The organism is Streptomyces sp. PA03-6a (genome assembly GCF_033792765.1).
Lineage (GTDB): Bacteria > Actinomycetota > Actinomycetes > Streptomycetales > Streptomycetaceae > Actinacidiphila.
Map to the genome: position 1 here is coordinate 1 of NZ_JARAVK010000196.1, position 17,269 is coordinate 17,269.

The 17,269-nt window shown below is 73.0% G+C and carries 18 protein-coding genes and 1 pseudogene; 5 read left to right on the top strand and 14 right to left on the bottom strand.

The window, feature by feature from the left end; translation table 11 throughout:
- Positions 1 to 4: 4 nt before the first annotated feature.
- Positions 5 to 943 carry a serine hydrolase gene (locus PV350_RS34090; protein WP_500337479.1) on the top strand — a complete coding sequence of 313 codons (939 nt, stop codon included), beginning with the start codon at positions 5 to 7 and terminating at the stop codon, positions 941 to 943.
- A 355-nt stretch (positions 944 to 1,298) separates the two neighbouring features.
- A complete protein-coding gene (locus tag PV350_RS34095) occupies positions 1,299 to 2,381 on the top strand; it encodes a S1 family peptidase (protein WP_500337474.1) in 1,083 nt (360 codons plus the stop codon).
- 280 nt (positions 2,382 to 2,661) lie between these two features.
- Here PV350_RS34095 and PV350_RS34100 read toward each other — a convergent pair.
- A pseudogene (locus PV350_RS34100) lies at positions 2,662 to 3,321 on the bottom strand (acyl-CoA thioesterase); the annotation flags it as partial.
- Positions 3,322 to 3,523: 202 nt separating this feature from the next.
- Complete coding sequence (locus PV350_RS34105) at positions 3,524 to 3,739, bottom strand: DUF6296 family protein (RefSeq protein ID WP_499514004.1); 216 nt, start codon at positions 3,737 to 3,739, stop codon at positions 3,524 to 3,526.
- 143 nt (positions 3,740 to 3,882) lie between these two features.
- Here PV350_RS34105 and PV350_RS34110 point away from each other — a divergent pair, with 143 nt between their 5' ends.
- Positions 3,883 to 4,308, top strand: a complete 426-nt coding sequence (locus PV350_RS34110) for a RidA family protein (protein ID WP_499516946.1) — start codon at positions 3,883 to 3,885, stop codon at positions 4,306 to 4,308.
- Positions 4,305 to 5,009: a 4'-phosphopantetheinyl transferase family protein gene (locus tag PV350_RS34115; protein ID WP_499514003.1), complete on the top strand. Its 705-nt coding sequence runs from the start codon at positions 4,305 to 4,307 to the stop codon at positions 5,007 to 5,009. Before PV350_RS34110 ends, PV350_RS34115 begins: the two co-directional genes overlap by 4 nt.
- Before the next feature lie 171 nt (positions 5,010 to 5,180).
- Here PV350_RS34115 and PV350_RS34120 read toward each other — a convergent pair whose 3' ends face one another.
- Complete coding sequence (locus PV350_RS34120; RefSeq protein ID WP_499514001.1) at positions 5,181 to 6,077, bottom strand: LysR family transcriptional regulator; 897 nt, start codon at positions 6,075 to 6,077, stop codon at positions 5,181 to 5,183.
- A gap of 111 nt (positions 6,078 to 6,188) precedes the next feature.
- On the bottom strand, positions 6,189 to 7,232 hold the full coding sequence (locus PV350_RS34125) for a helix-turn-helix transcriptional regulator (protein WP_500325423.1): 1,044 nt from the start codon (positions 7,230 to 7,232) through the stop codon (positions 6,189 to 6,191).
- 153 nt (positions 7,233 to 7,385) lie between these two features.
- On the opposite strand from PV350_RS34125, the gene PV350_RS34130 reads away from it, so the two are divergent.
- The gene (locus PV350_RS34130; RefSeq protein WP_499513999.1) at positions 7,386 to 7,586 is read left to right on the top strand and encodes a hypothetical protein; all 201 of its coding nucleotides are present in this window, start codon (positions 7,386 to 7,388) and stop codon (positions 7,584 to 7,586) included.
- 157 nt (positions 7,587 to 7,743) lie between these two features.
- Here PV350_RS34130 and PV350_RS34135 read toward each other — a convergent pair whose 3' ends face one another.
- From PV350_RS34135 to PV350_RS34180, 10 genes are all read right to left on the bottom strand, one after another.
- Positions 7,744 to 8,739 (bottom strand): TauD/TfdA family dioxygenase, encoded by a 996-nt coding sequence (locus PV350_RS34135; RefSeq protein ID WP_499513998.1) that lies wholly within the window; start codon positions 8,737 to 8,739, stop codon positions 7,744 to 7,746.
- Between the two features lie 3 nt (positions 8,740 to 8,742).
- Positions 8,743 to 9,846, bottom strand: coding sequence for an amino acid kinase family protein (locus tag PV350_RS34140; RefSeq protein WP_499513997.1), 1,104 nt, complete (start codon positions 9,844 to 9,846; stop codon positions 8,743 to 8,745).
- Positions 9,843 to 10,901 (bottom strand): aspartate-semialdehyde dehydrogenase, encoded by a 1,059-nt coding sequence (locus PV350_RS34145; protein ID WP_499513996.1) that lies wholly within the window; start codon positions 10,899 to 10,901, stop codon positions 9,843 to 9,845. The genes PV350_RS34140 and PV350_RS34145 overlap by 4 nt, the downstream gene beginning before the upstream one ends.
- Positions 10,898 to 11,878, bottom strand: a complete 981-nt coding sequence (locus PV350_RS34150; protein ID WP_500337475.1) for a DMT family transporter — start codon at positions 11,876 to 11,878, stop codon at positions 10,898 to 10,900. Before PV350_RS34150 ends, PV350_RS34145 begins: the two co-directional genes overlap by 4 nt.
- Before the next feature lie 33 nt (positions 11,879 to 11,911).
- Positions 11,912 to 12,838: an amino acid ABC transporter substrate-binding protein gene (locus PV350_RS34155; protein ID WP_500337476.1), complete on the bottom strand. Its 927-nt coding sequence runs from the start codon at positions 12,836 to 12,838 to the stop codon at positions 11,912 to 11,914.
- Positions 12,835 to 14,136, bottom strand: a complete 1,302-nt coding sequence (locus tag PV350_RS34160; protein WP_500337477.1) for a methylaspartate mutase — start codon at positions 14,134 to 14,136, stop codon at positions 12,835 to 12,837. Before PV350_RS34160 ends, PV350_RS34155 begins: the two co-directional genes overlap by 4 nt.
- The gene (locus PV350_RS34165) at positions 14,136 to 14,594 is read right to left on the bottom strand and encodes a cobalamin B12-binding domain-containing protein (RefSeq protein WP_499513992.1); all 459 of its coding nucleotides are present in this window, start codon (positions 14,592 to 14,594) and stop codon (positions 14,136 to 14,138) included. Before PV350_RS34165 ends, PV350_RS34160 begins: the two co-directional genes overlap by 1 nt.
- Before the next feature lie 119 nt (positions 14,595 to 14,713).
- Complete coding sequence (locus PV350_RS34170) at positions 14,714 to 15,700, bottom strand: helix-turn-helix transcriptional regulator (RefSeq protein ID WP_499513991.1); 987 nt, start codon at positions 15,698 to 15,700, stop codon at positions 14,714 to 14,716.
- Between the two features lie 28 nt (positions 15,701 to 15,728).
- Positions 15,729 to 17,114: an acetyl-CoA carboxylase biotin carboxylase subunit gene (locus PV350_RS34175; RefSeq protein ID WP_500337478.1), complete on the bottom strand. Its 1,386-nt coding sequence runs from the start codon at positions 17,112 to 17,114 to the stop codon at positions 15,729 to 15,731.
- A 12-nt stretch (positions 17,115 to 17,126) separates the two neighbouring features.
- Positions 17,127 to 17,264, bottom strand: coding sequence for a biotin/lipoyl-containing protein (locus tag PV350_RS34180; RefSeq protein WP_500337480.1), 138 nt, complete (start codon positions 17,262 to 17,264; stop codon positions 17,127 to 17,129).
- Positions 17,265 to 17,269 lie beyond the last annotated feature (5 nt).

Genomic DNA, 17,269 nt, shown 5'->3' on the forward strand with positions numbered 1-17,269 from the left:
GGCCATGGGGCGGGGACGGACGGCGCGGCGCGCCGGGAGAGCGGTGGCGGCCGCGGTCGTGATGGGCGCGGTCGTGCCGACGGCCGTCGTGGGAACCGGTGCGGGGAGCGCCGCGGCGGCGGCACCGGCGGTGGTGTGCACCTCGGGCAAGGCGGGGCTCGCGGCGAAGCTGCGCACCGACATCACCAACGCGCTGCGCGGCAGGACGGCGACGGTGGCCGTGTCGCTGCGGGACCGCAGGACGAAGACGGTGTGCACGCTCCGTGCGGACCAGCGGTTCGACTCGGCGAGCACCGTGAAGGTGACGGTGCTGGCCACCCTGCTGTGGGACAACAAGAAGCACAACCGCTACCTGACGGCGCGTGAAGTGAAGCTGGCCACGGCGATGATCACCAAGTCGGACAACGCGGCGACCACGCAGCTGTGGCGGCAGCTGGGGGTGGCCAAGGTGAAGGGCTTCCTGAAGGCCGCGGGCATGACCCGTACCGTGCCGGGGAGCAACGGCTACTGGGGGCTCACGCAGATCACGGCGAAGGACGAGCAGCGGCTGCTCGACCTGGTGACGGCGAAGAACGCGGTGCTGAGCGACAACTCCCGGGCGTACGTCCTGAAGCTGATGAACAAGGTGGTCGGCACGCAGCGCTGGGGCACCCCCGCCGGCGCCCCGCGCGGGGTGACGGTCCACGTGAAGAACGGCTGGCTGCCGCGCGCCACCCACGGCTGGCGGGTGCACAGCCTCGGCGCGTTCACCGGTTCGGGGCACAACTACTCCCTCACGGTGCTGACGCAGGACAACCGCACCATGAACACCGGGGTCGCCACGATCGAGGCGGTCGCCCGCGTCGTCCACCGGGACCTCAACCCGGCGGCCACCGCCGCGGGGACGCAGTCGACGACGCGTACGCCGCAGGAGGCGATCCCCGCCGTCCCGCCCGGCACGTAGCAGACCGGAACCGACGGCACGACAGGCGCCCCCGCGGGGGCGCCTGTCGGCGTTCGCGCAGGCGGTTACCGGACAGGTGTAGTCCTCACCGGATGTGCCCGGCCCGTCGCGCAGCGCGGCGGGAGCCCTCCCGCACAGCGGAATGAAAGGTTCCACACCGGGAATCGGGATGTCTTGTGAGGCGGCTGTGGAGACCGGAATCCTGCCTTGCCGGTCACGGAACGGCCTCGGAATACTCGACGGCGTTGCTTGGCGTGGACACGCATTCTTTTCGGGATGTGACGCCTTGGACCGCAAATTCCTCCGGGTTGGCGGTAGTTGAGCCGGCCCATCCCCCCACGTGGAGGTACAGGACTTGAAGCATCGTCGAATATCCGGGCGGAAGGCCGTGCTCGCGGGCAGCGGGGCGGCGGCCGTGCTGGCGGCACTGATCGTGCTGCCCCAGGCCAACGCGGCGCCGAGCCCGGCGCCCGCCCCCAAGAGCCTCACGCCCGCGGCCGCGGTGACCCTGGCCGCGCACCTCACCTCGCAGCTCGGCACCAAGGACACCGCGGGGTCGTACTACGACGCCGGCAGCGACCGGCTCATCGTCAACGTGCTCGACGCCGCGGCCGCCGACACCGTGCGCGCGGCGGGCGCCGTGCCGAAGACGGTCGCCAACACCATGGCCGAACTGCGCTCCGCCACGCGCACCCTGGGCCTGGAGGCCCGTATCCCCGGCACGGCCTGGTCCGTCGACCCGCGGACCAACCAGGTGGTCGTGACGGCCGACCGGACCGTGTCGGCGGCCGGGATGGCGCGGCTCGGCAAGGCGGTCGACGGCCTCGGCGCCGGGACCGCCCGGATTCACAAGTCGAAGGGCGAGTTCACGCCCTTCATCGCCGGCGGCGACGCCATCTTCGGCTCCGGCGCGCGCTGTTCGCTCGGCTTCAACGTCGTCAAGGACGGACAGCCGTACTTCCTCACCGCGGGTCACTGCGGCGTGGACATCAAGAGCTGGTCGGACAGCTCCGGCGGACAGGAGATCGGCTCAGCCGCGACGTTCCCGGGCCACGACTACGCGCTGGTGAAGTACACCGGCACCGGTGTCGACCACCCCAGCGCGGTCGACCTCTACAACGGCTCGACGCAGGAGATCACGTCGGCGGCCACGCCGACCGTCGGCCAGGCCGTGCGGCGCAGCGGCAGCACCACCCAGGTGCACGACGGCACGGTCACCGGGCTCGACGCGACCGTCAACTACCAGGAGGGCTCGGTCTCCGGGCTGATCCAGACCGACGTCTGCGCCGAGCCCGGCGACAGCGGCGGCGCCCTCTTCTCCGGCAGCACCGCGCTCGGCCTGACCTCCGGCGGCAGCGGCGACTGCACCGGCGGCGGGGAGACGTTCTTCCAGCCGGTGACGGACGCGCTCGAGGTGTACGGGGCCGAGATCGGCTGACCCCTCGCGGCGCCACGGCGCAGCGGCGGCGCCGGACACCCCTCCCCGGGACCGGGAGGGGGTCCGGCGCCGCCGCCGTCCGCGTGGGGACGGGGCGGGAACGGGCGGGAACGGGCCGGTCAGCCCTGCCGGCCGGGGCGGAACTCGCGTACGGCGCGCGCCTGACGGGCGAGGGCGAGCAGCAGGCCGTCCTCGGTCCACACGGCGCTGTCCTCCACGGCCCAGCCACCGCGGTGCGGCTGCGGACCAGGACCCAGCCCTGCGCGGGCGCGGCGTCCAGGACGTCGGTGAAGTGCACGGTCAATTCGGCCGTCGGCACGGGGCGGGGCTCGGTCCAGACCGCGAACAGCGCGGGCGGCAGGGCGTCGGCGAGGACGACCAGCGCCTGCGGGTCCAGCGGCCGCCCGTCGCCGAACCGCATCCAGGCGAGGAGTTCCGCGCGCTCCCCGCCGGCCAGGGGGCGCGCGTCGCCAGCCGGGCGGATCTCCAGGTGGGCGGCGAACGCCGCCAGCGAACGCGGCAGGGTGAGCGGCGGGCAGGCGCCGGGCGCGGGGACGGCGGGCGCGGGCGTGCCGGTGTGGGCGGGGCCGGGTTCGCTCCGTCCGAACACGGCGGTGCCGGTGAGCGCGGCGGCACCGTCCTGCAGGGCGGTGACGGAGGACACGGACGTACGGCGCCCCTCGCGCAGGGTGGTCGCCGCCAGGCGCAGCGGGCGCTCGTCGACGGGGGCCAGGAAGTGCGCGCCGAGCGTGCGGACCGGGAGGCCCTCCCCCGTCCGCGCGGCCAGGTCGTCGCGCATGGCGGTCAGCGCGAGGGCCGCGACGTAGCCTCCCTGCGCCCCGTTCCAGGACCACCAGGAGCGGTCGACGCGGACGGTGCCGGTGGTGTCCTCGGTATCCGTGTCGGTGTCCGTGTCCGTGTCCGTGATCGAGGCGGGCATGACGTCCCCCAGGGAATGTGGGTTCGCTGTCCGCTCCACCGTAATCCAGTGAGTTGGATATTCAAATCAACTCGGCGGGAAGCCCGGCGGGTGACGGGGGCGGTCCGCACGGACACGGACGGCGACCAGAGGTGAGCGACCCGCAGCGGCGTCCGGCGGCGGTCACGTGGCCGGTTCCGGGACGCCGGTGGCGACAGGGCGTTCAGTGCGGCGTCGCCCGCGAGGGGACGTCGTGGTGCTGGTGCCCGCCCGTCGCGAGCATGCGGACCTCCCCCCGGTCGCTGATCTCCGCCTGGACGATGCCGGTGTCGTCGCTGTACACCGGGTGCCCCCCGGCACCCTTGCGCTCGGTGCGCTTGACGACCACGGTGTCGCCGGAGACGGGGAAGGTCAGATCGTAGGTTTCGGCATGACTCATGAGGGGAACCTCCTGTCTCCGCCCATATGACGATTTATGCCCAGAGAATCCCTGGCCAATGACACCGGTCATGACGTCCGCTGTGGCGCCGGGTCGACCCCCTGGGAGAGCATGGAGCGGTGTCGATCATCAAGGGGGAACGCATGGCGCACCTCACCCACCTCGCCGCTCCGGAGGGTGTCCCGCCGGGCACCGGTTACAGCCACGTCGTGTGGGGCGAGGGCCGGTTCGTCGCCGTCTCGGGCCAGATCGCGGTGGACGAGCGGGGTGAGCTCGTCGGACCGGGCGACCCGGCGGCGCAGGCGCGCCAGGTCTTCGGCAACCTCGACCGCTGCCTCACGGCCGCCGGGGCGGGCTGGGGCGACGTGGTCAAGCTGACCTTCTTCGTCACCGACGTCGCCTTCCTGCCCGCGGTCCGCGAGGCGCGCGACGCCTACGTCGACACCGAGCGGCCCCCGGCCAGCTCGGCGGTGCAGGTGGCCGCACTCATCCGGCCCGAACTGCTGCTGGAGGTCGAGGCGTTCGCGATCGTCCCGGCCGCGTCCACGGCCCCGGCGGCCCGGCCGTGACCCTGGTCCCGGAGCGGTTCAGCGTGACGGCGGCGGCCCGGCGCCTGCCCCCGCCGGGGCCCGGCGAACCGCCGCGGCTGTGCCTGGTGGACACGGCGGCGAACGCGGCCGCCGCCGTCCACCTCGCGCCCGGGCTGCTGGACCGGGAGGAGCGCGAGCGGGCCACGGCCTTCCACTTCGACCGCGACCGCACCAGCTACGTCACCGCGCACGTGGCGCTGCGCCTGCTGCTGGCGGCGTACCTGGGGACCCCGCCCGGCAAGGTGCCGCTGACCCGGGAGACCTGCCCGTCCTGCGGCGGCCCGCACGGCCGGCCCGCGGTCGAGGGCGGTACGCCGCACTTCTCGCTCTCGCACTCCCGGGAGCTGACGCTGGTGGCCTTCGCCGCGACCCCGGTGGGGGTGGACGTGGAGGCGCTGCCCGGCCAGGAGGCCGTCGACGGCGTGTGGCGCTCGCTGCACCCGGCGGAGGTCGACGAGCTGGGCGGGCTGCCGCCGGCGGAACGCCGCGAGGCCTTCGCGCGGGCGTGGGCACGCAAGGAGGCGTACCTGAAGGGCCTGGGGACGGGCCTGGCCAGGGACCCGTCCGAGGACTACGTGGGCTCCGGACCCGCCCCCGCCGCGGGCCCCGAGGGCTGGTCGCTCTCCGACGTCGCCGTCGGGGACGGCCACCGCGCGGCCGTCGCCGTACGGCTGGGCTAGGCCGTGTCGTCAAAGGAGCGCCGGCCGCCCGGAGGGCGGGCCCAGCGGCGTCTGGTGCGGTGCATCGTAAGGCGGAGAGTCGTCCTCGTAGTGGGCTACTCGGACGATTCGACAACGCAGCGAGGTGCCGTGCCAGGCGCCGCTGGGCAGGCGGGACTTTGACGACACGGCCTAGCGCGCGTACTCCTCGGCGAGGAAGCGCATGGTCTGGTCGACGAAGACCCGCATCTCGCGGGAGAGGTTCTTGCCCCGCCGCCAGGCGATCTGGGTGTGCACCTCGAAGGGCACCGGCCACGGGAGGGTCACCAGCGTGCCGGCCTCCAGCGCGTCGGCGACGGTGGCGGTCGGCAGCAGGCTGATGCCGAGCCCCGCCGCGACCCCGCGCTTGATGGATTCGATGGTCCCGAACTCCAGGAAGGGCAGCGACTCGCCCGTACCGTCGTTGAGTTCGGCCTCGAACAGCTCGCGGTAGGCGCAGCCGGCCTCGGCGGAGATCACCTGGACCTGCCGCAGGTCGTCGGTGGTGATCTTGTGCGCCCGGGTGAGCGGATGGTCGGGTGCGGCGACCACGGTCAGCGGCTCGGAGCCCAGGACCTCGGTCTGGACGCCGGGGTGCTGGGTCTCGGCCTCCATCAGGAAGCCCATGTCGAACATGCCCTGGCGCAGCGCGTGGCAGGTCTCGGCGCACAGGCTGGGCCGCAGCACGATGTGCAGGGCCGGGTAGCGGTGGTGGAAGAACTCCAGTAACGGGGGCATCCGATAGGAGGTGATGCTCTCCATCGAACCGATCGTCAGCACTCCCGAGGGCTCCTCGGAACCCAGCGTCGCGCCGCGCGCCTCGCCGGCGAGGGAGAGCATCTGCTCGGCGTACGGCAGCAGCCGCTGGCCGGCCTCGGTGAGCTGGATACGGCCCCCGAGACGGTCGAAGAGGTCGACGCCGAGCGACATCTCCAGGCCCTTGATCTGGGCCGTGACGCTGGATTGCGCGTACTTCAGTTCCGTCGCCGCCCGGGTGAAGCTGAGCAGCGTCGCCACCTTGTGGAACGTCGCCAGCTGCCGAATGTCCATTGACCCCTCCCGTGGTTCGGCTCGCGCCGGATCAATACTCCCTCCACAGGAAATCAAGCCGCCGGTGCCGGGCGCCAGAACTCCGGGTTGTCTGATCGAGGACAACGCCCGTCAGCATTCGGACACATCGCCTCCGGCGGGATCGGGGGGAACGGCATCGCCGTCGGGGATCAATCCCTGGCGGCCGATCAGCAATCCCGCCTGGAATCTGCTGGTGGCGCCGAGTTCCTCCATGATTACGGATATGTGGCGACGGCATGTACGGGTCGCCATCCCGAGGCGGCGGGCGATCACCTCGTCCTTCAATCCCATGGCCATCAGCCGCAGAATTGACAACCGCAGGTCCTCCGTGACCTGCTGGTATTCGGCGGTCCGGCCGACGTCGAAGGGCTGGCTGCCCTGCCATATGGACTCGAACGAGCGGCAGAGATAGGCGACGAGCGTGGGATCGGAGACAATCGCCGCACCCGGCGGTTCCTTTCCCTTCCGTTCCTTCGGAATGAACGCCAGTCTGCGGTCGTAGATGATCAGCCGCTCGGAGAGCTCCTCGGCGGTACGGACCTCGGCGCCGCCCTCGCAGATCTGCCGCACGTAGGTGCGGGTGGCGAGGCTGGTGCGGGCGGTGTGCTGGTAGAGCGTGCGGATGCGGATTCCACGGCGCCGCATCTCCAGGGTCTGCACCAGGTCCTGTTCGAGCAGTTCGGCGCTGCGACCGCCGCCGGGCTGCAGGCTCATCCGCTCCTCGGTGCAGCGGCGCCGCGCCAGGTCGATCTCCCTGCGCACTTCCTCGAAGTCGTCCAGCACCCTGACCGGCACGTCGTCGGGGGCGGCCCGGTCGCTCGTGCGGTAGACGGCGGACAGCGCCCGTAACTGCCGGTGGATCGCGGCGATCTCCTGCCGGCGGTGGGCGATGGACAGCTCGAGCGGTGTCACCAGTTCCGCTTCCGCGACGTCAGGGTCGAGCGCCACGACGGAGCGGCCGGAGCCGATGCGGCCGAGCAGCCGCAGCTCCTCCAGGGTCTTGCGGGCCTCGGCGACCAGGTCGACGCCGACGCCCAGCTCGGCGGCGATCTCCTCATCCCTGAAGGCACCGTCTCGCAAAGCGCATTCGTACGCATCAACAGCAAGGTCGTCCAACAGGCGATGCTCGTCCACCGATCACCCACCCCATGCCCGATTTGCCGCTATCCACTTGTTGCCGCTCCATCATAGGACACTTCCGGCGGCTCGAACTCGATCTCCGCGACTGACACCTTGTTCTCGTGCCCACAAAGGGCGCGACAGACAAGCGATGTGGGGGGATCCACGATGGTGAACACTCGTCATTTACTTGCCCGGGGCTTCTCGGTGATCGTCCTGGCGGCCGGAGTTGTTTACTCCGCCACCCCGGCGGCCCCGGTCGTTTCCGGCGGCAACGGGCCGCGGAACGTCACGCTGGCGGATGACAAGTGGGACGTGGCTCCGATCGGTGGCGCCGACACGCATTCGGCCGACGGCCACCAGGCCTGATTCGTCACGGAATTGGTTGAAGGAGAAATCATGTCGTCGAATGACCCCATGACCGCACCTACCGGTGCCCCGGAAGAGGAATCCGGCACTCTGCACTGGCCGGGGCGGCACCGCTAGCCGCCCGCCGCCGGCCGCGGCCCGGCCCGGGGCCCGCGGCTCAGTGGTGCACGCGGCGGTCGCCCGGGGTCACCCGGTACCTGATGTCCCACAGGTTGCGCCGTACGTACGTGCGCTGGAGCCAGCGGTCCCGGCCGTCGTAGCGGGCGGTGAACTCCGAGCGGGCGTGCACGCCCTTGCGGTTGTTGACCAGCAGGGCCGTGCCCGGCTCCAGCCGTACGGCGTGCGCGGTCGCGCGGCAGGCCTCGTGCAGCAGTTCCAGGGCCGCGGCGGCCCCCCGGGTCAGGGGGCGCACACCGTTGGCGGAGACGGCGATCCCGGGGAAGTCCCGGGAGCCGCTGACGATCGGCACCGGGTCCGACAGGACCTCGGCACCGCCCGCGACATCGCGGGTGTAGCTGCCCGGCGCGTTGAGCCGGAACAGCGGACTGCGCAGCGCCTCCAGCGCCCCGTCCGCCAGCTGCCCGCAGATGTCGCGGGCGTCCGCGTAGTAGGTGGCCGCCGTGCCGGAGGGGTCGCCGCGCAGGCAGTTGAGGACCAGGAAGTCCGGGTTGGCGACGTCCCAGCGCCCGGCCGGGTCGTGGGTGATGTCGCTGTGGAAGTTGAGGAAGACGGCCGAGCCCTGGTTGGTCTGGGTGCTCTCCCCGCCGGGGACGGGGACCACGTCGTGGATCAGCCGCCCCTCCTTCTCGGTGAGCACGCCGACGGGCTCGCCCAGCAGCCCGGACAGGCCCAGCAGCACGCCCTCGGCGACGAAGCCGCGCTTGGCGGTGCTGGGCCCGCCGTCCACCGGGGTGGGCGGCAGGTCCCGGTCCACGGGCAGGTTGCGCACCAGCGCGACGCCCGGGGTGTCGATGTGCCGGCCGAAGTCCAGCACCTGCTGCAGCAGTTCCGTGGGCAGCGCGGCGAAGACCCGGTGGTAGCGGGTCATGGCCCGGTCGATGTCCGGCGCCGGGTCGGGGAGCGCCGCGAGCCGCTCCCCGATGTCGTCCCGTACCGCGTCGGGCAGTTCCAGCTCGGCGAAGGTCGCCTTCACGGCTCACACTCCTACAAGGCGGGCGTCGGGGGCACCGGGGACGGCCGGGAAGTCCAGCCGGTCGTGCAGCCGCTGCGCGAGGTGCAGGGCGTCCTCGCCGCTCTCGGCGATGTGGGTGGTGACCTTGCTGCCGCGCACCTCCGCGACCGGCACCCCCACGTGCCGGCCCGGGGTGACGCCCTGCCGCAGCTGGACGGCCTCCAGGTCGACGTACCCGCCGATGACGGCCACCCGGGACTCCTGGGTGAGCCGTACGGTGTCGATGCCGGCGACGTGGAAGGCGTTGTGCGCGGCGTCGGCGCGGGCGTCGTCGGGGAAGTCCAGCACCACCGAGCGCCGGTTGAGGACGACGGCGGCCAGCTGGTTGCCGACCGCGCTGATCCGGGTGCCCGAGGAGTACGGGGCCCGGTTGTAGCGCAGCACGATCTCGATGCGGTGCCGCAGCGCGAGCTGGACGGCGCGGCGGTGCAGCACCTTCGCCCCGTACAGCGACATCAGGGCGGCCATGTTGTACGAGACCTGCGGCAGCATCCGGGCCCCGGTGACCAGGTGCGGGTCGGAGGTGTAGATGCCGTCGACGTCGGAGTGGATCTCGCAGACGTGGCTCTCCACGGCGCGGGCGACCGCCAGCGCCGACAGGTCGGAGCTGTTCTTGCCCAGCCAGGTGGGCCGTCCCTGGCCGTCCACGGCCTGGCCGCCGGGGACGACCACGACCTCGTGCCGGTCGAGCGCCCTCCTCAGGGGGCCGGGGTCGGTGCTCACCACCCGGGCCCACAGGAAGGAGGAGTTGGTGACCAGGCCGACCTGGTGCCCGGCGAGCACGGTGGCGCTGCGGCCCGCCTTGTGCAGGGCGCTGGCCAGCAGGTGGGCGCTGACCAGGTCCCCGGTGGCGAGCATGCCCGCGGCGGTGGCGTCCTCGGGGCGCAGGTTGACCTCGTGCAGCCGGCCGCGCAGCCCCTCGGTCTCGCCCTGCATCGCGCTGACCACGACCGCCAGCGGCCGCCCCTCGCGGCGGATGCGCTCGTCCAGCCCGGCGGCGAGGTCGTGGTAGGCGGCGTGCGTGCGGAAGGTGGAGCCGCCGAACTTCAGCACCGCCGGGGCCTTCATCGCGCGCCTCCGCCCAGGAAGCCGCGGGTCAACGCGTACTCGGCGATCTGGACGGCGTTCAGGGCCGCGCCCACCCGCAGGTTGTCCGAGACCAGCCACATCCAAAAGCCCCGCGGGTTGTGCGGGGCGACCCGGATCCGCCCCACGTGGACGTGGTCGGGGTGCCCGGCGGTGAGCGGGGTGGGGAAGCCGCCCGGGTGCTCCCGGTCGTGGACGGTGACCTCGGGCAGCGCGGCGAGCAGCGCGACGAGTTCCTCGCGGTCCACCGGCGCCCCCGCCTCGACCCACACCGCCTCGGAGTGGGAGTTGACCACCGGCACCCGTACGCAGGTGGCGGTCAGGTCCAGGTGCGGGAGCCCGAGGATCTTGCGCGACTCCTGGAGCATCTTCTGCTCCTCCAGGGTGAAGCCGCCGTCCAGCAGCCGGTCGATGGAGGGGACGACGTTGAAGGCGAGGGCGGGCCGGAAGCGCTCGGAGGGCAGGTCCGCGTCCGGGTCGCGCAGCGCGACCTCGCTGCCCTCCAGCAGTTCCTCGATGCCCTGGTGGCCCTGGCCGGAGGCGGCCTGGTACGTGCTGACCACCACCTGCCGGACCCCCCAGCGCCGCTGCACCGGCAGCAGCGTGCGGACCAGCGGGATGGTGGAGCAGTTGGGGTTGGCGACGATCCCGCCGGCCGGCCGCCGGTGCAGCTCGCCGGCGTTGACCTGCGGCACCACGAGCGGGGTGTCGGGGTCCATGCGGAAGGCGTTGGTGTTGTCGATCACCAGCGCGCCCTGGGCGACGGCGGTCTTGGCCCACTTGTCGCTGACCGACGTGCCGGCCGAGAAGAACGCGATGTCGGCCCGGCCGAAGTCGAAGTCCTCCAGGGCGGAGACCTCGCACGCGCGCCCGTCGACCGCCACGTGGCGGCCCGCGCTGCGCGCCGAGGCGACGAGGTGGATCTCGCGGTAGCGCAGTCCGCGCTCCTCGATCAGCTCGATGAGGGTGCTGCCCACGGCCCCCGTCGCGCCGACGATGGCGATGCGCGGGGCGGCGGGATCGGTAACGAGGGTCATCGGGGATCTCCGATCTGGACGAGCCCGGCTGCGGGTGCCGTGGCTTCCGGTTCGGTGCCGTCGGCCGTGGCGGGGCGGCGGCCCCGCCACGGCAGCAGCGGCCAGCCGAGGTTGACGCCGAGTCCGGCGGCGGCGATCAGCGGCACTCCGAGGGCCTGCAGCGGCCCGACGCGGTGGCCGTAGACGGCGAGGTCCACCAGGATCGCCACGGCCGGGTAGACGAACGACAGCACGGCGATGCGGTCGGTGGACAGCTTCCGGTACGAGGAGTAGAGCAGGACGTACATCAGGCAGGTGTGGATCACGCCGAGGCCCACCAGCCAGCCCCAGCGCGCCCCGAGGCCCGCGGTCTCGCCGAGCCGGGCGAAGGGCAGCAGCAGCGGGATGCCCACCAGCACCTGGATCAGCGCGGTCAGTTGCGGGCGGACGGTGGTGAGCCGCTTGGCGATCACCGTGGCGAAGGCGTACAGCAGGGCGGCGAGCAGCGCCTCGGCGACGCCGAGCGGGTACCCGTCCCCGCCGGGACCGGCGCCGGGAAGTCCGGCGACGAGCAGCACCCCGGCGAAGGCCAGCAGGATCCAGCCGACGCGGTGCCGGTCGAGCCGTTCGCGGAACAGCGCGACGCCCAGCAGCACCACGTAGAAGGGCTGGGTGTGGTAGACGACGGTGGCCACCGAAATCGAGGTGCGGTGGTACGCGTCGAAGAGCAGCACCCAGTTGAGGACGATGAACACCCCGCCGAGCGCGGCGAGCGCGAAGCTGCGGCGGGTCAGCCCGGTGTTCCTCAGGTGGCCCCGCAGCAGGCAGTAGGCGGCCAGCGCCACCGCCCCGAAGACGCAGCGGAAGAGCACCACGGTGGAGGAGGAGACCCCGGACTCCAGGACGAAGACGCCCAGGGTGCCGGAGAGCCCCATGGCCGCGGTGAGTTCGAGGGCGCCTGCGCGCCCGTGTGCTGCGGGTGTGGTGTCAGTGGTCATGCGCCCTCGGCTCCTTCCGCGGCGGACGGGGGGTCAGTGCAGGGGGACGGCGTAGTGCAGCCCTCCCCGGGTCCACAGTTCGTTGGGGCCGCGCGGCACGTCGAGGCCGGAGGCGGCGCCCAGGTTGCGCTCGTACACGTCGGCGTAGCTGCCGACGGCGGTCAGCACGCGGGCGGCCCACCGCTCGTCGAGCCCGACCGCGGGGCCGTGCGGGCCGGCCTGCGCGGCGGCCTGCGCCACGCCCTCGTGCTCGGCGGCGGGCAGCAGCTGCAGCACCCAGCGGACCAGCCGGAACCAGTGCGGGTCGGTGTCGCGGACGGCGGCGGCCATCGGCTCCCGGGAGATCGAGACCGGCAGGAGGCGGTGTGCTTCGGGGTCCGGCAGCCCGGCGCGGGCGCCGGCCAGGGCGATGCGGTCCAGGACGTACGCGGCGCAGTCGCCGGAGGCGTACGCGGCCAGCGCCTCGGCGGGGTCGTGGAAGCCGACGGGGACGGTGGTCAGGCCCCGCGGGCCGTACCACGCGGCCAGGTTGACCGGGGTGGTGCAGCCGGTGTGGACGGCGAGCCGCCGCCCCGCGAGGCGGGCCGGGTCGTCGATGCCGTCGGCGGCCCGCACCAGGAAGCCCTCGCCGTCGTAGGCGGTGATCCCGGCGAAGAGCACCGGGTGGGCGGCCTCCCGGCCCAGCGTCCAGGTCAGGTTGCACACCGTCAGGTCGGCCTCGTCCGCGGCGAGCACGCGGAGCCGGTCGGCGGCGCGCACCGGGCGCCAGTCGACGGCCTCCGGGTCGTGGAGGACGGCCGCCGCCACGGCGCGGGCGATGTCGGTGTCCAGCCCGGTCCAGCGGCCGTCGCCGGTGCGCAGGGACAGCCCGCGGATGCCCTGGGAGATGGCGGCGCGCAGGGCGCCCCGGGCGCGGACGGCGTCCAGGGTGCCGGTCCTCGCGCGCGCGGGGGCGGTCACGAGGCGTACCCGGGGAGCGGGCGCGCGGCGCCGGTGAGGTCCTCGCGGTCGTAGTGGCGTTCGTTGAAGGAGAGCATCTCGCCCAGGCCGCGTGCGGTGACCGGGGCGACGGGCGCCGCAGGGCCGTCCGTCCGGCCGGCGCTCACCGGCATCGCGCCGGCCTCGGTCCAGCGGAGCATGCCGTAGGGGTCGACGGCGGCGCGGGCGCGGTCGGCGTTGTCCGGGTGCAGGCAGTACGGCACGTCGAGGACGCCGCGGGCGAAGGCCGCCACGAGGGCGTCGCCGACGGTGTCCCCGAGGGCGAGGGCGGCGTCGACGAGCGTCCTGGCCTCCTCGTACAGGCCGGTGGCGGTGGGCCCCGGCCCGGTGGAGGCGCCGGCGGCGGCCGATTCCGCGACGGCGTGCGCGAACTCCAGGGCCTCGACGTTCTCCTCGACGGTGGGGATGCGGTGGGACTCGGCGGGGGTCTTGACCACCAGCCGCTCCGCGCCGCCGCGCACCGCGAGCCGGACGCTGTGCTCCAGCAGCCGGTAGGAGCCGATCGGGGTGCGCGGGAAGACGCCCATGAAGGTGTAGAGCACGAGGTGCCGGTCGGTGTCCGCCAGCCGTTCCGCGGCCAGCCGGCGCAGCGCGGCCAGGGCCTCCAGGTCCTGGCCGGGGTGGACCTGCTGGGCGTAGCTGAGCGAGATGCCGGTCAGCCCGTGCTCGCGGAAGAACATCCCCTCCAGCACGCTGAGCGCCACCAGCAGCGACGGCGGGCACAACTGGCCGAGCATGCAGCCGCCGAAGGTCTCCAGGTGCGGGGGCACCGGCAGCCCGGCCAGGAGTTCGCAGGCCGCCCGCCACTCGCGGACCGCCTCGGCGAGCGGGGTGCGGCTGTAGGGCAGGCAGTACGAGACGGGGCCGCCCTCGGTGGCGTCGACCCCGGCCTCGGCCATGACGCGGAACAGGCGCAGCGGCAGGGCGGTGCCGTGCCGGAGCTGCACGGGGAAGTCCCGCGCGGCCGTCCCGGCCAGCAATTCCCGCACGGCCACGGGCCCGTGGGCGAGCAGCGGGAAGCCGTTGAGGTCGGCGGCGCGGTCGCGCAGGGCGCGGCGGGCTGCGGCGTAGTCGTGGCAGCGGGTGTAGCTGTCGAGGGTGATGGTGCCGACCGAGGTGGCGCGGGCCTCGCGCACGGCACGCAACCCCGCCCGCATCCGGTCGAGTTCGCCGAAGCCCATGCGGGGCTGGACGACCAGTCGCCCGGCCGCGCGGGCCCGGCGGACGAACGCGGAGAAGCGGTCGGGGCTGTGCGGCATCAGGCCACCTCCGCCAGGGCGGGCGGGGTGCGCAGCGCCCGCAGGTACGTGCCGAAGCGGGCGAGCGCGCCGCCGCCGGTGTCGTCGCCGTCGGCGAAGACGGCGTCGTAGCCGGCGGCGGTCAGACGGGCGGCGAGGCGGGCGTCGTCGCGTCCGTGGACGCCGAGCTTGCCGCCGATCACGACGGGGAGGGCGGCGAGGGCGGGATCGGCGCGCAGGGCGCGGATCAGACGCAGGCCGTCGAGGTGACCGTGCCCGTTGACGGTGCCGATGACCAGCAGGTCCGGGCGGAGCGCGCGGCAGGCGCCGGCGATCTCCGCGTCGGGGGTGAGGCTGCCGAGGTTGGACACCTCGTGGCCGTGCTCCTCCAGCAGCAACTGCAGGAACACCAGGTTCCACATGTGCGCGTCGGAGGAGACACCGGAAACAATGATCCGCCTCCGGGAGGCGGCAGCCATGCCAGTCATTGATTCCCTCGGTAGGAATGTGGAGTGGGCCGGGGAAATCATCCGCGGCGCGCCGCCGGAGGGTCCAGCGGGGCCGGGTGGAAATACCCGAACGTCGCGATCAGGAATTTCTATCCCGCACTGTCCGGATCGTCCCCGTTCCCGAACAGGTCCAGCCTGGTTGCGGCCATGCCCAGTTGGAAGCGGGTCTCCACACCGAGCTTCTCGCACATCCCCGACAGGTAGCGGCGGAGCGTACGGGTGGAGATACCCAGCCGCCGGGAAATGAATTCATCCGACCTGCCGAGTTCCAGCTGGCGCAAAATGGCCACCTCGACGTCCTCGAAGACGTCGCCGTCGAAATCGCCGTCGACCGGTTTCGCGTGCTCCCAGATGTGGTCGAATATCACTTCGAGAAAGGCGACCACGGTCGGGTCGCGGAACAGCGCGGCGCCGCCGCCCTTTCCCGTGGACACCAGGGCCACGACCCCGTCCAGCAGGATCATCCGGCCGGGTATGACCGCCGCGGTGCGCAACTGGGCGCCCAGGTCGCCCAGTCGGGTCATGTGCCGCAGCGCCTCCCGCTGCCGGCGCGCGGTGTGCGGGACCACCGTCCGGTACCGCACGCCCCGGTCGAGCAGGTCGCGGTCCAGGTCGAGGGCGGCCCGCAGGGTCTGCGGGCCGCCGAGGGTGGGGTGGGCGGTGAGCACGCGGTCGCGGACCTGCGACGACAGATCGGCGAGCCGGTGCCGTACGGCGTCGCCGTCGGTGAGCAGTTCGGTGGTGGTGCCGGCCAGCCGCTGCCGCTGGTGGGCGTCGTACAGGGCGCCGAGCGGGCCGAGGTCGCGCCGGGTGGTGTCGATCTGGCGCAGCAGCTGGTGCGCCTGGAGGCTGAGGGAGGCGGTGAGTTCGGCCGCGGCCAGGCCGGGCGAGACGACCTCGTAGCGGCAGGGACCGTCCGGATGCAGCAGCCGGTGCGCCATCAGCCGCTTGACCGACTCGTCGAAGTCGTCCGGAACCATTCCGAGTTCCGACGCGCACCGGTCGGCGTCCGGCGACACCTGCAGCAGGTGCCGGTAGACGCCGATGTCCTGGGTCGTGAGCTCCTGGTCCGACACGGCGGCTCCCCTCGGCTGGTCGTGCTGCTCACATGGCGAAGTGGCGCTCCAGGAAGTCGGTGGCCACGTCGCCCCGGCGGAACTCGGGGTGGCCGAGGATCTCCTGGTGCAGCGGGATCGTGGTGTGCACGCCGGGCCCGGAGACCTCGAACTCCGACAGCGCGCGCAGGGTGCGCTCGATGCAGCTGCCGCGGTCCGGGCCCCAGACGATCAGCTTCCCGATCATGGAGTCGTAGTACGGGCTGACGCGTGAGCCCGGGTCGTAGTCGGTGTCCACCCGGACCCACGGGCCGCCGGGGACGCGGTAGCGCTCCAGCAGTCCGGGCGTGGGGGCGAAGGCCCGGGCCGGGTCCTCGGCGTTGATGCGGCACTCGATGGCGTGCCCGCGGATCTCCACGTCCTCCTGCTTGACCGACAGCGGGCTGCCGGAGGCGACCCGCAACTGCTCGCCGACCAGGTCGACGCCGGTGACCAGCTCGGTGACCGGGTGCTCGACCTGGATCCGGGCGTTCATCTCCATGAACCAGAAGACGTCCTCGCCGCGGGCACCGTCCCCGCCGCCCTCCCCGTCGCCGGACTCCAGCAGGAACTCCACCGTGCCCGCGCCCCGGTAGCCCACCGCGCGGGCACCGGCCAGGGCCGCCGCGCCCAGCCGCTCCCGCAACTGCGGGGAGACCCCGGCCGAGGGGGACTCCTCGACGAGCTTTTGGTGACGGCGCTGCACCGAGCAGTCGCGCTCGCCCAGGTGCACGGCGCCGTCGAAGTCGTCGCAGACGACCTGGATCTCGATGTGCCGGGTCTTCTCCAGGTAGCGCTCCATGTAGACGGCGCTGTTCTTGAAGACGGCCTGCGCGCTGGCCCGGGTGGCGGTGTAGGCGTCCCTCAGGTCCTGCGGGCGCCGTACCACCGTGATGCCGCGGCCGCCCCCGCCCGCCGCGGCCTTGATGATGACCGGGTAGCCGATCGAGGCGGCGACGGCCTCGGCGGCCTCCACCGAGTCGACCGGCTCGATGGTGCCCGGCAGCAGCGGCAGTCCGGCCTCGGTCATCAGCCGGCGGGCGGTGGCCTTGTCGCCGACGTTCTCCATGACGTCCGGGGGCGGGCCGATGAAGGTGATGCCGTCGTCGGCGCAGATCTCGGCGAAGTACGGGTCCTCGGAGAGGAACCCGTAACCGGGGTGGATGGCCTCGGCACCGGTTTTGACGGCGGCGCCGATGATGTTGGGGATGTTGAGGTAGCTGCGGGCGGGCGCGCCCGGGCCGATGTGCACGGCCTCGTCCGCGGCCTTGACGAACCGGGCGTCGGCGTCCGGGGTGGAGTACACCGCCACCGTGCGCACGCCCAGGTCGCGGCAGGAGCGGATGATGCGCAGCGCGATCTCCCCGCGGTTGGCGACGAGCACCTTGTCGAACACGGCTGTGCCCTCTCAGTCGACGGGGACGAGGTCGATCAGCGGCTGGGCGTACTCGACGACCTCGCCGTCCTGGACGTGGATCGCGTGCACCCGGCCGCGGGTCTCGGCGGTGATCGCGTTGAGCAGCTTCATCGCCTCGATGATCGCCAGCTGCC

Excerpts from the sequence above, each read along its gene's own strand:
- PV350_RS34090 (WP_500337479.1), top strand. The coding sequence starts at position 5 with ATGGGGCGGGGACGGACGGCGCGGCGCGCCGGGAGAGCGGTGGCGGCC.
- PV350_RS34105 (WP_499514004.1), bottom strand. The coding sequence starts at position 3,739 with ATGAGTCATGCCGAAACCTACGATCTGACCTTCCCCGTCTCCGGCGAC.
- PV350_RS34110 (WP_499516946.1), top strand. The coding sequence starts at position 3,883 with ATGGCGCACCTCACCCACCTCGCCGCTCCGGAGGGTGTCCCGCCGGGC.
- PV350_RS34120 (WP_499514001.1), bottom strand. The coding sequence starts at position 6,077 with ATGGACATTCGGCAGCTGGCGACGTTCCACAAGGTGGCGACGCTGCTC.
- PV350_RS34130 (WP_499513999.1), top strand. The coding sequence starts at position 7,386 with ATGGTGAACACTCGTCATTTACTTGCCCGGGGCTTCTCGGTGATCGTC.
- PV350_RS34140 (WP_499513997.1), bottom strand. The coding sequence starts at position 9,846 with ATGAAGGCCCCGGCGGTGCTGAAGTTCGGCGGCTCCACCTTCCGCACG.
- PV350_RS34145 (WP_499513996.1), bottom strand. The coding sequence starts at position 10,901 with ATGACCCTCGTTACCGATCCCGCCGCCCCGCGCATCGCCATCGTCGGC.
- PV350_RS34150 (WP_500337475.1), bottom strand. The coding sequence starts at position 11,878 with ATGACCACTGACACCACACCCGCAGCACACGGGCGCGCAGGCGCCCTC.
- PV350_RS34160 (WP_500337477.1), bottom strand. The coding sequence starts at position 14,136 with ATGCCGCACAGCCCCGACCGCTTCTCCGCGTTCGTCCGCCGGGCCCGC.
- PV350_RS34165 (WP_499513992.1), bottom strand. The coding sequence starts at position 14,594 with ATGGCTGCCGCCTCCCGGAGGCGGATCATTGTTTCCGGTGTCTCCTCC.